Annotated in this window: 13 protein-coding genes; 6 read left to right on the plus strand and 7 right to left on the minus strand. The window is 62.9% G+C overall.

Features of this window, described 5'->3' with window-relative positions:
- Positions 1–12: 12 nt before the first annotated feature.
- Positions 13–1,776: a phospholipase D-like domain-containing protein gene (locus ABIE49_RS13545; RefSeq protein ID WP_192737569.1), complete on the minus strand. Its 1,764-nt coding sequence runs from the start codon at positions 1,774–1,776 to the stop codon at positions 13–15.
- A gap of 345 nt (positions 1,777–2,121) precedes the next feature.
- Positions 2,122–3,798 carry a caspase family protein gene (locus tag ABIE49_RS13550; protein ID WP_192737570.1) on the minus strand — a complete coding sequence of 559 codons (1,677 nt, stop codon included), beginning with the start codon at positions 3,796–3,798 and terminating at the stop codon, positions 2,122–2,124.
- Between the two features lie 263 nt (positions 3,799–4,061).
- Between ABIE49_RS13550 and msrA the strand changes: the two genes are divergently transcribed.
- From msrA to ABIE49_RS13575, 5 genes are all read left to right on the plus strand, one after another.
- Positions 4,062–4,781, plus strand: coding sequence for a peptide-methionine (S)-S-oxide reductase MsrA (msrA, locus tag ABIE49_RS13555; protein WP_192737571.1), 720 nt, complete (start codon positions 4,062–4,064; stop codon positions 4,779–4,781).
- Between the two features lie 114 nt (positions 4,782–4,895).
- Positions 4,896–5,300: a peptide-methionine (R)-S-oxide reductase MsrB gene (gene msrB / locus ABIE49_RS13560; RefSeq protein ID WP_192737572.1), complete on the plus strand. Its 405-nt coding sequence runs from the start codon at positions 4,896–4,898 to the stop codon at positions 5,298–5,300.
- A 274-nt stretch (positions 5,301–5,574) separates the two neighbouring features.
- Complete coding sequence (locus ABIE49_RS13565; protein ID WP_354066819.1) at positions 5,575–5,949, plus strand: hypothetical protein; 375 nt, start codon at positions 5,575–5,577, stop codon at positions 5,947–5,949.
- 214 nt (positions 5,950–6,163) lie between these two features.
- On the plus strand, positions 6,164–6,328 hold the full coding sequence (locus tag ABIE49_RS13570) for a DUF3309 family protein (protein WP_192737573.1): 165 nt from the start codon (positions 6,164–6,166) through the stop codon (positions 6,326–6,328).
- 235 nt (positions 6,329–6,563) lie between these two features.
- A complete protein-coding gene (locus ABIE49_RS13575; RefSeq protein ID WP_192737574.1) occupies positions 6,564–6,848 on the plus strand; it encodes a hypothetical protein in 285 nt (94 codons plus the stop codon).
- 70 nt (positions 6,849–6,918) lie between these two features.
- Here the strand turns inward: ABIE49_RS13575 and ABIE49_RS13580 are convergent, their stop codons facing one another.
- From ABIE49_RS13580 to ABIE49_RS13595, 4 genes are all read right to left on the minus strand, one after another.
- Positions 6,919–7,455, minus strand: coding sequence for a DUF4112 domain-containing protein (locus ABIE49_RS13580; RefSeq protein ID WP_192737575.1), 537 nt, complete (start codon positions 7,453–7,455; stop codon positions 6,919–6,921).
- A 452-nt stretch (positions 7,456–7,907) separates the two neighbouring features.
- Positions 7,908–8,330 (minus strand): DUF5413 family protein, encoded by a 423-nt coding sequence (locus tag ABIE49_RS13585; protein ID WP_192737576.1) that lies wholly within the window; start codon positions 8,328–8,330, stop codon positions 7,908–7,910.
- Between the two features lie 111 nt (positions 8,331–8,441).
- Complete coding sequence (locus tag ABIE49_RS13590; protein ID WP_192737577.1) at positions 8,442–10,049, minus strand: hypothetical protein; 1,608 nt, start codon at positions 10,047–10,049, stop codon at positions 8,442–8,444.
- Between the two features lie 37 nt (positions 10,050–10,086).
- Positions 10,087–11,379, minus strand: a complete 1,293-nt coding sequence (locus ABIE49_RS13595) for an adenylosuccinate synthase (RefSeq protein ID WP_192737578.1) — start codon at positions 11,377–11,379, stop codon at positions 10,087–10,089.
- A gap of 276 nt (positions 11,380–11,655) precedes the next feature.
- Between ABIE49_RS13595 and ybaK the strand changes: the two genes are divergently transcribed.
- The gene (ybaK, locus tag ABIE49_RS13600; protein WP_192737579.1) at positions 11,656–12,129 is read left to right on the plus strand and encodes a Cys-tRNA(Pro) deacylase; all 474 of its coding nucleotides are present in this window, start codon (positions 11,656–11,658) and stop codon (positions 12,127–12,129) included.
- Between the two features lie 4 nt (positions 12,130–12,133).
- Here ybaK and ABIE49_RS13605 read toward each other — a convergent pair whose 3' ends face one another.
- On the minus strand, positions 12,134–13,333 hold the full coding sequence (locus tag ABIE49_RS13605; RefSeq protein ID WP_192737580.1) for an MFS transporter: 1,200 nt from the start codon (positions 13,331–13,333) through the stop codon (positions 12,134–12,136).
- Positions 13,334–13,346: the final 13 nt, after the last annotated feature.

Below are 13,346 nucleotides of genomic sequence, written 5' to 3' on the forward strand. Positions count from 1 at the left end.
GGATAAAGCGCTTCAGGAAAACAACTCGCGATCCCGCTTGCCGATGGGATCATCCCAGTCTTTCTGCCACCACGGCTTCTCGGAAGGCTTTTTGGGCGGCAGCTTGAGTTCGAGCACCTTGGTAGCTTTCCCCTTTTGGTCTTCCCGTGCCGATCGAAACCGGTAGCTGTCGTAGAGCCGCAACGCTTCGATCATGTAGCTTGTCGCAACCGTGCGGTCCTTGATCAGCAGCAGATTTTCGCCGTTGTCGAAGTCTGCAGGTTCGGAAAAATTGTACGAGCCCAAATATACTCGCGCGTCATCGGTATCGAAATCCAGAACGACGAACTTGTGATGCATGCGCGTGCCGCGGTGCTGACCGCCGCTGCCGGAAAGCCCGGACGGTTCGGTGCTGAAGGGGGCCGGCGCATTGCCGGTCAGAGCAGATGAACGAACCACGCGCCGCTTATTGTCGGGGGTCAGGACCGTCACGCCGAGATTTCCTTCCTTGACGCGCGCGTCGGCTATTCCCAGGGTGAACACCGTCTTGCTCTTGATCGCGCGGCCAAGCGCGGGGCCGATTGGCCCCTTTTTGGTTTGCCCGAGAAATGCGAGCGAGAAAAGCACACTGGATTTTGCCTTAGCGACGTCTTTGCCGACCAACGCCAGCAGTCCGTTCTCCTCAGAGTGCGGCGAAAATCCGACCTTCGCGTCCAGTCCGGTTATGCCAAGTTTGCGAAAGCCCGCAGACGCCTTGGCATCGCGAAAGTCTCCGGCGCTGTCGGCCGAAAAGTAGCTTTCGAAAACTTTGAAATAGTCATCTACCGCGGGCTTGCTGCTGACGATGACGGCGTTGTTGGACTGTACATAGAATCCGCGCCAACTCATGTTGGTAGAGCCGTAGACAACCTTATGCACGCCCTTGCCGGAAACCGCGATAGACTTGTGGTGCTGCAAACTGGCCATGTGCTGGCGTTTGACGTTGGCGGCACCCGCGGATTTGCGTAGGCGCCTCTCGGCGACACTCTCGGGCGAATCCTTGGCTTTGTGCCCGCCGCCCTTTGCACTTGAATCATCAATGATGATCCTGAGCCGCTTTCCGAGCTTTTCGAGCCGCGTCAAGATTTCGGGCATGTTAAAGTCATAGGCAATGACGCGAACTTCGGCTTTAGCGGCGATTGCCTCATCAAGCACCTCAAAGATCGACTTCCGCGCTTCAAAACCCATCCACTCAAGGGCTTCCTTGGCCTTTTTATGGGTTGGTTTGAAGCCCAACCCATCTTTCGCGTTGTCGGGAATAAGCGTGCCGAGTTTGCGATCGGGCGCAAAATTAGTGACAAAGGCTTGCGATGAGACATAGCCGCGCGTGAAAGCGACATTGAGTTTGCCGGGAATGGTATCGCGCATCAACGCGATCGAGGCCTCCTGCGGTTCGCCCCGGCTCAACGTCCCACCCTCATCCATGAACATGGGCGTGATGCGGTAATGAAAATCGCCTTGCTTGTCCGCATTGAAAGGAAAGTGCACCCAACGAAACTTCTGAAAAGGCGCTCTGGTGCTCGGAATCGTCGGGTCGGTCGGTTTCTTGCGCTGACCCGGGAAACCAATGCGATTTCTCACCGGCCAAGACTGATCCGACTTCGGTTCCTTGTATTCGATTGCAAAACCGACGAAATCGCGCGGTGGCTTGCCGCTTCGCCAGTTCATCGCGAGCAACACCATTCCGTCGCCGCGATGAATTTTAAGAGTGAATGGTGCTTTGGAATTGGTACCTGTGGCTTGATAGGAATTCTTCATCGCTCGCCCCGGGCCTAAAGGTAAGAGCCTATCACTACAATCAAAGATTGCAAATGCGTGAAGTTGGATCGGGCCTGTGACAAAGGAAGAATGAAGGCAAAAACTGTTACATCCTTGTTATCATTCTAGCTTTCGCGGCCGCAGCAACCTGGCGTGAAGTCAAAATCTGACGCTCCAAACATCAGAGAAAATGTTTTCAGACGCGCACCCGCTTCGAGATGGTGAGGCAACAAAGCGGCATCTACGGCTCTGACCGGACCAGCAGCGCGGAAGATGTGGATTGCTTCGTCGCTGCGCTCACTTGCGCAAACGCTTCGCGTTTGTCGCAGGCCATGACGGCGAGACTTACTTCTCCGCGACGAAATAAAAATCTTCCCTGCCCGGCGGCGAGCCGTAGGTGAAGGGCTGTTGTGCGCGCTTGGTCATCGTCCAGACGTCGTCGCGGACGATGTCGAACAGTTTCCGTACCTCGACCTTCGGCGTCTTGAGTTCACGCGCCAGCACGGTTGCGAACGGGCTGTTGACGGAATCGCCGTCGAGCGCGGTCTCGCCGTGCTTGGCGGCATAGACCACCATGAAGCCGGCCTCCGGCTCGATGTTGGAAAAGCCCTTGTTGACCAGCTTCAGCGCAATGGTCCGCTGCATGTTCTTTTCGAACGGATTGTCGCGGCAGGCATCTAGTATCACCAGCCGCAGCTTGCGCGCGCCGGAAACCGCGGCGATTAATTGCTCGAGCGCCACCGCCTGCGTCTCCGCATCGCGGTCGGCGGCGAGCTTGGCGTCGGTCGGGATCAGATAGTTGACGCCGCCGATCTCCATGCCGTGACCGGCATAATAGACCACCGCCCAATCGGCCTTCTCGGCTTGCGTGCCGAACTCATGCAGGGCCGCGAAAAACTTGTCGCGGGTGAGGTCCGGCGCCAGCGTCACGGTCGCAAAGCCGAGGTCGCGAAGCGTGGACGCGATCAGTTTGGCGTCGCGCGCCGGATTGGCGAGCGGCTGCACGTTCTTGTAGGCGCTGTTGCCGACGATCAAGGCGACCTTGCGCGGACCTGATGATGCGGGAGCTGCGGTCGTCAGCGCCGCCAGGCGCTCCTTGGCGAAGCGGCGCGCAATGGCGGTATCGATATCATCGAACTTGGTCAGGGCCGCGCTCGCCGCACGGTATTCGCCGCGCGCGCCGGCGAGGTCGCCGCGCTTTTCGAACACCTTGCCGCGGTTGGCATGGGCGCGGATATTGTTCGGGTTGATCTTGAGCGCCTCGTTGTAATCCTTCAGCGCAGCGTCGAGGTCGCCCTTTGCCAGATAGACATTGCCGCGGCTGGTCATCGCATAGACCGAATTCGGCGTGTGGACCAACGCCACGTTGCAATCCGCGATCGCTTCGTCGAACTTCCTGATCTCTGTGTAGGTGATGCAACGGTAGGCCGCGACCTGCGGGGCATCGGGATTGATCTTTTTCGCCTCTGCGAAATCGGCGAGCGCCGCATCGTATTGCTTGCGGTACGTCTGCACGCGCCCCCGGTTGAAGCGGTGATTGTAGCGGCTGGCGTCGTTGTTCGCGAGCCTGACGGCGGAATCGAGTTCGGCGAGGGCGCGCTGCAGGTCGCCCTGACGCATGAAAATAAGCGCGCGGTTGTTGTAGGGGCTCGAGAAATTCGGCTGCAGTTTCGAGCTCTGCGCGTAGTCGGCCAGGGCCCGTTCGTCCTCGCCCTTGCTGCTATAGGCGAGGCCGCGCATGTTGATGTATCCGGCGTTATCGGGAACCAGATCGATCGCCGTGGTATAGGCAGCGATCCCGCCGTCATAGTCGCGCTTCTTGATCAGCGCCTCGCCGCGAACGGCGAGAGCGCCCGCCCTGGCTTTGGCAGGCATTTTGTTGTCGGCAATGACGGTCTCGCAGGCGGCCAGTCTTGCGACCGGTTCCGCATCCTTATTCCGGCAGGTGTCGATTTCGCCCGCCGCCCGCGCGGAGCCGGCGGCGACAAGCGTGACGATGACCAGGAAAAAGGTGCGCAACATCAGTGAAACGCTCCGGCGCATGACTTTTGGTCGCCGGATGCTGCCGGCGGTTCATTTTGGGAAGCTGTGCGAGGTCCGGTCAAGCGTGGCCAAACATCGCGCCTAACGTGTTGCGCCGGCGCGGTTTTATTCACGAACTCGTGTGTCGCCGGCCGTAACAAAATGAGCCTGGGCCCGTATCTCGGCGTATCGGAGGGAGCTGCGCCGATTGCGAAACGCGGCTCCCGCTCTAAACTGCCTTCCAACAGCCCCAAGAGGAAACCATGTCCCCTCGCCGATCCAGCCGCCTTTCGCGCTGCGCCGCCGCCATCGGCGCGCTCGCCATTGCCGCGTTCGCCGTCACCTCCTCGCACGCCGCGGAAGAAGCCGTGATCATTCCCCCGCCCGCCGCCGACGTGCAGCCGGCCAGCGGCCTCCAGACCGCGGTCCTTGCCGGCGGTTGCTTCTGGGGCGTCCAGGGCGTGTTCCAGCACACCGCGGGCGTGGTCAACGCCGTATCCGGTTACGCCGGCGGCACCAAGGCGAGCGCCGACTACAATCTGGTCTCGATGGGAACCACGGCGCATGCGGAAGTGGTCGAGGTAAAATACGACCCGAACAAGATCAGCTACGGCAAGATCCTGCAGATCTTCTTCTCGGTCGTGCACGATCCGACCCAGCTGAACCGCCAGGGCCCGGACACCGGCACGCAATATCGCTCGGAGATCTTCACCACCAGCGACGAGCAGAAAAAGGTCGCGGAGGCCTATATCGCCCAGCTCAACGCCGCCAAGGTCTACAAGAAGCCGATCGTGACCAAGGTCGGTCCGCTGGAGGCGTTTTATGCGGCGGAGGCCTATCACCAGGACTACATGACGCTGCACCCGAACCAGCCCTATATTGCCTTCAACGACATCCCAAAGGTCCATAACCTCAAGAAGATCTTTGCGAGCGACTACCTCGACAAGCCGACGCTGGTGAGCAGTGCGAAGGCCAGCAACTGAGGAGCTAGTTCCCGTCATTGCGAGCGAAGCGAAGCAATCCATAGCGGCACCGCAAGTATGGACTGCTTCGTCGCTTCGCTCCTCGCAATGACGATTAAATGAAAAGGAGACTCCATGTCCGACACCAAGACCAAGGTCGAGAAGAGCGAGGCCGAGTGGCGCCGCGAGCTGACGCCGATGCAGTATGCGGTGCTGCGCGAAAAGGCGACCGAGCGGCCGTTCTCCGGCGAATACGAGCATGAGCACCGCAAGGGCACCTATACCTGCGCCGGCTGCGGGCAGACACTGTTCGAATCCGACGCCAAGTTCGATTCCGGCTGCGGCTGGCCAAGCTTCACCGCACCCGCCGTCGACAGCCATGTCGACGAGGAACGCGACGTCAGCCACGGCATGATCCGCACCGAGGTTTTGTGCTCGAAATGCAATGGCCATCTCGGCCACGTCTTCGAAGACGGCCCCGGCCCGACCGGCCTACGCTACTGCATCAATTCGGCCGCGCTGAAACTGCAGCCGAAATAGCTGCGGCGGCTGTTGTCCCTCACTCGTCATGCCCGGGCTTGACCCGGGCATCCATCGACTTCTCTCAAGATGATGGATTGCCGGGCATAGGCGAGCGGAAGCGACGCCGTGCTTCGGACGGCTATGCCCGGCAATGACGACAGATGGATAATAATCGCACCTAACATTCGAACTCATTTCCTGCCCCGTGCGACCAAGAGCTGGTCGCGCGGGGTTTTTCATTTTTCAGGGGTGCTTCTCCGGTTTGCCCGGCGCGCAAATCAAGGAAGGTTTAATGCAAATATCGAAACGTCTGCTGCTCGGTCTCGGCGCAGCCACCCTCATCATGGAGAGCGTTGTGATCCAGCCCGCTTTTGCCGCCGACAAGGTTTCCTTGTTCAAGGTCATTACCGCGAAAGATGAAATCGTCATCGGCATCGCCGAGGACGACCTGGCGCAGATGGACGGCAAGAACGCCGGCGGCATCGCCAAGATGCTGGTCGCCAAGGGCTCGATGAGCGTCTGGCGCTACGCCGTGCACAAGTCCGCCTCGGGCGACCTCGAACAGGCGCCGCTGCACAAGATCGGCCTGCTCGCCACGGACTCGCTGCGCGTCGAGCCCTATGCGACGCCGCTGAAGGTGCTGCCGATCGACGAGACGAAGAAATGACGCGCTAAGCGCGTCATCCCGGGATGGTGCGTTAGCACCAGACCTCAGGTGCGCAATTGCGCACCGGGGGATCTCGAGATTCCGGGTTCGCTTCGCGCCCCGGAATGACAATTTCCCCTTTTCGGCGGAGCGAGGACTCGCGGCCTGGAGTATGCTTTGCTCCGGGCCGCGGGGCGTTTTCACCTGACGCCGGCCACGCTTTCAGGAGGCTGCCATGTCGCTTGGCACGATACTGATCATCATCCTGATTATTTTCCTGTTGGGCGGCTTCTCCGGCCGTTTTGGCGGCTATGGCTATGGTCTCGGCCATTCCGGCATGGGGCTTGTCGGGGTGATCCTGATCGTGCTGCTCATCCTGGTGCTGCTCGGCAAACTTTAGGGTTCGTAGCCCATTGAAATAACAGGACTTATTTCGGTCCGAAACGGGCCCAAAGCCAGCCATGCGCGAATTCATCATCACCCCCGATCTGCGGATCAGGAGTCGCATTTCTGTCAAACAGGCTTATATTGGGGGTCGAAATGACGTGCACGGCGCGCCGCCCGGGATAGCGGCCCACCGTCATCCAATCCCCACTCGCTCGACGAACGAGCCAAAAAGATTGAGGTCACAAACCATGCGTCCATTCAGCTACGATACCGCTGCCGAACTGTTTCCTGCCGCGATCCGCAAGAAGAAGCGGGCTGGCTTTGCATATCGGCGTTTTGGCACCGCGGCCGAAGCGGTTCGCTTCGCGATCGAGGAGTTGCCGGCGGACTCGCTGAACGGCGCCTATCTGCAGGTGGAGGAAGCACGCTTCGACCAGAGCGGCATCCGCACGCTCTATGAGAGCGAGGCCTTCCCGCTGACGCGCCGCCCCCGTGCGCCCGCAGCGACCGAAACCAACGCCGACGCTGCGTAACAGTAAGCTTTCGAGCTTGTCTGCCCTCGGACGATGTCCGGGGGCATTTTTTCGCGGCGTGTGAAGATGATTATCGCGGCTGCTTGTCGAGCCAGCGCTTGAGCATCCGCACGTTGCGGACGTTGGCGCGGAACATGACATCGAAGGCGTCACCCGCGATCGGCACCAGGCCGACCACGCCATCGAGCGCGACATTGCCCAGCATCCGCGTCGTGATGTACCAGGGCGCGCCGAGCGCGCGCGCCTCGCGCACCACCCACAGCGAGATCGCTGTCGTGATGATGTCGCCGACGACAGGGATCAGCCCGATCAGCCCGTCGATGCCGTAGCGGATATTGGTGCCCGGCACGATGAAGGCGACGTCGAGCAGTTTCGACAGCGCTTCCAGCCGCGCCAACCGCTGCTCGCGGGTGAGATTGCCGAACGGGTTGGCGCTGGAATTCCCGAAGTCGATCCGGAAACCCTCGAACTGCCCGCGCAGGCTGGGGTCGGGGATTTCGCGCCCCTCCTGGTCGATCACAGGCCCACGGCCCTTCGCGCGCCCCGGTGAGGGACGTTCGGCGCGGGCGCGGTTCGGCACAAAAATATCGTCGTTTGTCATGGCCATCAGATGGTAACGCAAAAGGCGTGCGCAAGTTGCGTCAAATTATCGCTGAACTTGCTGAGTCAGCACCCGTGCGGCCGTCGAAGTCCGTCCCAACCGCGCAGGAACCCACTTCCGTCATTGCGAGCCACCGGGTCGCGCGAACGCGCGCCCGATGACAGGCTCCGCGAAGCAATCCATCGGGCCGCAAAGCAAGAATGGATTGCTTCGTCGCTTCGCTCCCTTGCGCAAACGCTTCGCGTTTGTCGCAGGCAATGACGTGGAATTCAGATTCAATTTCAAACAGCAATGTCGTCCCGGCCTAGTGCGCAATTGCGCACGGGGTGTGCTGGCTTGACACGATTTCTGACAATCAAAATTGATCTGCCCCGGCTTCCGCCTTCGCTCGTTGAGCTCCGGCGGACACATCGCCAAGGCTACGCCGGGCGCAGCCGTCGCGCCAAATTGTCGCGATTTTACGTCGAATGCACCGGCGTCTGTTCGTCGGCATATTTGTGCGCCAACCACGACGACAGCACCGCGGGCACGCCGCCGACCAGCCCGTAGAGGATGAACTGCGTCACGCCGGTGTCCGGGCCGCGCGAGCCATAGAGCAGTTCCGTGACCGTGAACCCGATCGCGCCCACGATGCATAACCGCACCCACCAGGGAATCCGCCGCACGTGATAAAGGATGTCGTCGATGGCGCCGATCATCAGCGCCGGCACGACGCCGAACAGATAGCTGTATTGCAGCGTCTTGGCGAAAGTGCCGAAGAATTTCCCGACCTCCTTCCAATCGGTCTGGGCCCAGTAGCCGGAAGCCATCGTGATCGCGAACAGCATCAGCAACCCGCCGACGAACGGGCCGATGGCTCCGAAGATCAGATAGCGTTTCATGGACCGTCCTCTTCCAATCGCCGGATCAGATGCGGTCTCAGTCTTACGACGAACTTGCGGAAAATTCGACAGGCTTGACGGAAGCGTTGCGAAACAATCCGCCGCCGCCCGCTATTCGCCCCAGGCCGCGAACGCCTCGTTGAACGCCCGCTCGCCCGGCGCGCCCTTTTCGATCGCGATGATGGCGCGGCGCTGGTTGACGTAGACCAGCGGCACGTCGAACCAGGAACGCTCCTTCAGGAGCTGCAGATTGCGGGCGCGGTCGGCGTCGACGTTGGAGAGGCCGACCAGGAAGAAGCCGTCGGTGACCTTCACCGCGAGCCCCGCCAGCGGCGTGCCGCGCGCCTGCTCGTTGGATTTCATCAAGATGCCCGGCACGTTGCCGACGCCGCCGCCGGAGAAATCCTGCGGCAGGATGAAGGTGAGCTCCGCGGTGTGGCTTGCGGGGAGCGAGGTGTCGGTGTTGCGGCGGAACGACATCGTCATCTTGAACTTGCGGTCGGGAATTTCGATGTCGGCGCGCACGCTGATATCGGGCTTCTGGCTGCCGCTCCCCTTGATCGGTTCGGTACGCCAGATCACCGAGCCGACATATTGCTTGCCCTTGGGATCGGACGGGTCCTCGTCATATAGCACCACGCGCTGCGCCACCGGCGCTACCTGGTCCGACGACGGCTGGCCGACGCGATCGGGGATCTTCGGCTTCGACTGCGGCGCTGACGGATCCTTCGGCGCTTCGACGACGGGCGAGGATTTGAACAGGCTGCTCACCACGTTGATGGCGGACTTGCCCCCGACCATCGCAGCGCCGATCACGACAAGCACGATGCCGACCGCGATCGCGCTCTTGAACGGGAAAGCCGCGCCGACCCGGCGTGGCTTTTTCGGCTCGCGGTCGCGATCCTGCGACAGCCGCGAACGCTGCGGCGGCGGCTGCATCGGGGAAGCCTGCGGCGAATAGCGGTCGGCCTCCTCGAGCGACTCCTCATAGGAATACGGCGCTTCCGGATCGGCGCCGCGGTTCTCCATGCTCGGCTCGAGCCGGTCGAACTCCGGCGAGGGCGAGGGCACGTTGGCGTAGGTCTTGCGCGCCGAGCGGTTGGCCTGGGCGGCGGCGCGGCCGAGATCGTCGGCGTCGGCGGCGATGTCGCGGAAGCCGCGCATGCCCGGCGGCTGCGGCATCTGCGGCGCTGAATTGTCGGGGCCGCGGCGCGCCGCGCCTGACCGTTCACGGGTCGGCGGCAGCGGCGGCTCCTGCGCCGGCAGTTGCGGCGGACGGGGCGGCGGTGGCGGCAAATCGGGCCGCAGGTTGCGCGGCGCGCGTTGCTGTTCGCCGTCACCAGACGGCGGACGGCCCTCGCGCGCGGGCGGCGGGGCTGCCGGGCGCGGACGGGGCGGGTTAGCTGCAGGCGCGCCGGATTCAGGCGGGCGCGCATTGGCGCGGCGGAAGGCGTCGCCGCCGCGCGAAGCCCCGGCGCCGCCGGGCCGCGAGGCGTCGCGGGCGCGCTGGGCGGCCTCGGACTCGACCTTGCGGACGGCCTCTTCCAGCGACAGCCGCTCCCGGGTGATTTCCGATTCGCTCAGCGGCGGCTGCACGCTGCGCAGCTGCGCGATCAGCGCCGAGCGGGCCCGCTCATAAAGCGCACGGCGGCTCTCGCCGGGAGCACTGGGGTCCAGTCCGGCAATGGCGCGGGCGATCAGCGGGTAGTAGTCAGCCATAACGACTCAACAATGCGGACTTATGGGTAACAACTCGTTAAGCCTCGAACGGGTTTTGAACGAGAATAGTATCCTCGCGTTCCGGGCTGGTGGAAAGCAACGCGATCGGGCAGCCCACTAATTCCTCGACCCGGCGGACATATTTAATGGCCTGGGCCGGCAGATCCGCCCAGGAACGGGCATTGGCGGTCGGCTCCTTCCAGCCTTCGATGGTCTCGTAGATCGGCACCACCCGGGCCTGGGCACCCTCGCCGGCCGGCAGATGGTCGATTTCCTTGCCGTCCAGCATGTAGCCGGTGCAGACCTCGATCGTGTCGAAGCCGTCGAGAATATCGAGCTTGGTCAAGGCGAGGCCGGTGATGCCGCAGGTTCTTGCGGCTTGTCGTACCAAGACGGCGTCGAACCAGCCGCAACGCCGCGGCCGGCCGGTATTGGTGCCGAACTCGCGGCCCCGCTCGCCGATCTTGCGGCCGATCTCATTGTCCAATTCGGTCGGGAACGGGCCCTGGCCGACCCTCGTCGTATAGGCCTTGCAGATGCCGAGCACATAGCCGACCGCGCTCGGCCCCAGGCCGCTGCCGGTCGCGGCCTGCGCCGCCACGGTGTTGGACGAGGTGACATAGGGGTAGGTGCCGTGGTCGACGTCGAGCAGCGCGCCTTGCGCGCCCTCGAACAGGATGCGCTTGCCCTCGCGGCGCTTGAGATCGAGCAGCCGCCACACGGTCTCGGTGTAGGGCAACAATTGCGGCGCCAGCGCGGTGAGGTCCTTCAGGATGACGCGGCCGTCAAACTCCTCCAGCCCGAGGCCGCGGCGCAGCGCGTTGTGGTGCGCCAGCAGGCGGTCGATCTTGTGCGGCAGGGTGTCGAGGTCGGCGAGGTCCATCAGGCGGATGGCGCGGCGGCCGACCTTGTCCTCATAGGCCGGGCCGATGCCGCGGCGGGTGGTGCCGATCGCGGTGCCGGCGTTGGATGATTCGCGCAAGGCGTCGAGTTCGCGGTGCAGCGGCAGGATCAGCGTGACGTTCTCCGCGATACGGAGATTTTCCGGGCTGATGGCGACGCCCTGGCCCCTCAGCCGGGTGACCTCGTCGAGAAAGGCCTGCGGATCGAACACCACGCCGTTGCCGATGACGCCCAGTTTCGAAGGCCGCAGCACGCCCGACGGCAGCAGCGCCAGCTTGTAGGTCTCGCCATTGATGACGAGCGTGTGGCCGGCATTGTGGCCGCCCTGGAAGCGCACGACGATGTCAGCCTGCTCCGACAACCAGTCGACGATCTTGCCCTTCCCCTCGTCACCCCATTGGGCGCCGACGACGACAACATTGGCCATTTCTAAGGTTTTCCCTGCGGCTCACGTGGTTTCAGCATGACCTCCCCGGAAAACTACTGCCCGACTTTCCGGATCATGCTTTAGATCGCCCAGCCCAAATCACGGCCTTAAGGCCGTTCGCATGCGAGGCAGCCCAACCGGATAAAGGAAGCAGCCCGTCTAGGCAAGCAAGAAGCAAGCTTCGGGGGTCGTCAAAAAGGAGGACAACCCTTTGATATCCCCCAAAAATTTGTGGCGGCGCCAAGGCGGCGACATGAACGCGGAGTAATCTGGCAAATGTCTAAAACCACTCCTGCGACAAAGGCGCTGGAAAAGCTCGGCGTGAAGTTTGTGCTGCACAGCTATGTCTATGATTCCACCGCCGACAGCATCGGCCTGCAGGCGGCCGAGGCGCTCGGCGTCGAGCCCTCCCGGATGCTGAAGACGCTGATGGCCGAGGTCGACGGCAAGCCGGTCTGCGTCGTGGTGCCGTCGGACGGCGAAGTCAGCATGAAGAAGCTCGCCTCTGCGTTCGGCGGCAAGGCCGCGAAGATGATGCGCCCGGCGGATGCCGAGCGACTCACCGGCTATCATGTCGGCGGCATCTCGCCGTTCGGGCAGAAGAAGCGCGTGCCGGTCGCGATCGAGGCCACAGCGCTCGGCCACGCGACCGTGTTCCTCAATGGCGGGCAGCGCGGATTGCAGGTCGAGCTCGATCCTGATGACGCGATGCAGGCGCTCGGCGCGATCGCGCCGGCGCTGACGGCGTGAGGGTTCAAGACACCGCGCGCAGTTTTGCTTCGGGGCTCGGCTGCGCGAAATCACAGCGCTTCGCGACGGCCAGGAACAGCAGGACCAGCGGCACCATCGATGCCAGCAGCGCGGCGCTGGCGACCAGCGCCGCCGACGGCGATCCCCAGGCGTCCTGCAGGCTTCCGGCGACGGTGGGTCCGGCCGCCATCAGGACGTAGAAGCAGGTATAGAACAGGCCGAATCCCATCGACCGATCGGCCGGCTCGAGCACCCTGGCAGGCATCGACAGGATCGCGCCCGACATCGGACCGATCGCGACGCCAAAGATCAGGCATGCGATCGTCGGATGAAAATTCTCCACGAACAGCATCAGCGCACAGGCTGCGATCAAGCTGCAGGCGATGATTGCGGTGATCGGCCGGCCGGCGCGGTGCACGAGATAGCCGCCGGCCGGAATGGCAATGATGGTGAACCAGATCGAAAGGCTCGTCAGCGACGCCGCAACCGTCGGCGAGGATCCCTGCGCCACCATCAACAGCGGCGCGTAGCTGAAGAACAGAACGCAGGCGAGATTCATCGCGCCCCAGATGGCGCCCGATATCACCACCGGGATCAGCGCCGCGCGCGGCAGCCGTCCGGGGCCGGCGGCCTCCGCCTGAATTGACTGCGCCGCGCGCGGAATCATCGCAAACGCCAGCAGCGCCGCCACCGAACAGATCGCCCCCGACGCCATCACCGCCTGCCAGCCGAGCGAATGGGCGATCCAGGTCTGGATCGGCAGCGCAATCATGGCGCCGAACGGCCAGCTCATCTGCAAGATCGACATCGCCAGCACCATCTCGCGGGCGTCGAACCAGTCCGCCACCATCTTGGTCGCGACCAGACCCACGATCGTGCCCCCGACCCCGCCAACCGTGCGCGCCGCCAGCGCGAAGGCGAGATCACCGGAATAAACCAATGCCAGGCCGGAAACCGCCATCAGCACCAGGCCGACGATCCCGAGCGTCTTTTCGCGGCCCCGGCTACCGAGCAATCCGGCCGGGAATGCGACGAGGACGCCCGGCAGCATATAGGCGCCGAGCAGCATGCCGACTTCCGAATAGCCGATGCCGAGATCGGCCATCAGAAGATTGGCCGCCGACCCGATCGATTGAAACTGGAATCCGATGGCCGCACGCGTCGCGAACAACACCGCAAGGACGATCCACTTGCGTCCGGGCATACGGATACTCCAG

The organism is Bradyrhizobium sp. OAE829 (assembly GCF_040546575.1).
Classification (GTDB): Bacteria; Pseudomonadota; Alphaproteobacteria; order Rhizobiales; family Xanthobacteraceae; genus Bradyrhizobium.